Origin of the sequence: Streptomyces sp. W16, assembly GCF_033194735.1 — a bacterium.
GTDB lineage: Bacteria > Actinomycetota > Actinomycetes > Streptomycetales > Streptomycetaceae > Streptomyces.
Genome location: NZ_JAWOAI010001071.1, coordinates 1 through 1,424 on the forward strand (window position 1 = coordinate 1; position 1,424 = coordinate 1,424).

At 72.3% G+C, this 1,424-nt stretch carries 3 protein-coding genes; 1 reads left to right on the forward strand and 2 read right to left on the reverse strand.

Annotation, left to right across the window (positions count from 1 at the left end):
- The coding region (locus tag R6V09_RS53155; RefSeq protein ID WP_317888558.1) for a TIGR02452 family protein at nt 1-219 on the forward strand (219 nt) is incomplete at its 5' end.
- 265 nt (nt 220-484) lie between these two features.
- On the opposite strand, the gene R6V09_RS53160 is transcribed toward R6V09_RS53155, so the two are convergent.
- Entirely contained in the window at nt 485-931 is a 447-nt protein-coding gene (locus R6V09_RS53160) for a type II toxin-antitoxin system PemK/MazF family toxin (protein WP_019068365.1), read from the reverse strand.
- A gap of 55 nt (nt 932-986) precedes the next feature.
- Nucleotides 987-1,424 (reverse strand): flotillin domain-containing protein (locus tag R6V09_RS53165; RefSeq protein WP_317888559.1); only part of this gene is annotated, 438 nt, incomplete at its 5' end.

A 1,424-nucleotide genomic window follows, 5' to 3' on the forward strand; every position in this document is an offset into this window, starting at 1 on the left:
CACGGCTACCGGCGGCTGGTCCTGGGTGCCTGGGGCTGCGGGGTCTTCCAGAACGACCCGGCGCAGGTCGCGGGTGCCTTCCACGCGCTGCTCGGGCCGGGCGGGCGGTTCGCCGCGGCCTTCGAGCACGTGGTGTTCGGCGTCCTGGACCGCACACCGGGTGCCACGGTCCGGGACGCCTTCGTACGGGCGTTTCCGGAGCGTCAGCTCCAGAGCTAGGGCCTGTCGTCTGGATCATGCCGGCGTCGCGGGGTGTGGTGCGCACTCCCCCACTGCCTTAAAGGCGTGGGGGGACCCCCAGCGGCGTTGTCGTCGGTTGCCGACTCCCCCACGCTCGAACCACCTCGCGCGGGGGACCCCCATCGCGTCGCCGCCCTCCTCCGCCTTGCAGCTGCACGCACCACACCCCGCTCGGGTCGGCCGACAAGGCACCGTGAGACAGGCCGGCCTGATCCAGACGACAGGCCCTAGCCCACTCGGCTCGTCAGGTCCAGCCGTAGCGCTCGTGCAGCCGGTGCCGTACGAGGTTGAAGCGCATCTGGTCGATCGCGCACGCCTCGCGGCGCATGCCGTCCTCGTGCAGGCGCAGGACGCGGTCCACGTCGACCCAGGAGTCGCGGCCCGACTTGTCCCACGGGCCGTTGCCGATCGCCACCCACTCGCGGTCGGCGTCGTGCCGCTTGCTGGAGAGCTGGACGGCCAGCAGGGTACCGCCGGGCTCACGGGCCACGACGAGGACCGGGCGGTCCTTGCCCCGGCCGTCGTTCTCCTCGAACGGCACCCAGGTCCAGACGATCTCACCGGGGTCCGGGTCCCCGTCGTGCGCGGGGGAGTACTCGGTACGCACCTTGCCGACCTCGCGCGGGTCGGCCTCGGTGGTGGCGGAGGGGCCGAAGCGGCCCGGGACGTTCTCATCGGTAAACGCGGTCACGGGGGGCACCTTAGAGGGTGTCCCCCGCGACGCGTACGTCAGCCTCCCGTTGACGTCACTTCTCGTCCTTCTCCACCGGCACCTTCTGCGACGCCGGTGCCACAGTCCCGTTCAGGGCCGAAGTCCCGTTCGGGATCTGCCCGTTCTGGTTCATCGAGGCCAGTAGCTGGCGGGCCAGACCGAGACCCGTGCCACCCATCGTGAGCGCCTTGGCGAGCATCTCCGCCATGCCGTCGGCCCCGTTGAGGACCACCATGTTGTCGACGCTGCCGAACGCGGACGCGCCGGCCCGCACGATCTCCGGCCAGTTCTCGGCGAGTTGCTGCGCGACCACCGCTTCCTGGTTCTCGGCGAGGGCCGCGGCCCTCGCCTTGATGGCCTCCGCCTCGGCGAGACCCTGGGCCCTGGTCGCCTCGGCGGCGGCCAGACCCTTCGCCTGGGCGGCGGCGGCCTCGGCCTCACCGGTGGCCCTGGTGGCCGTCGCGGCGGCGGC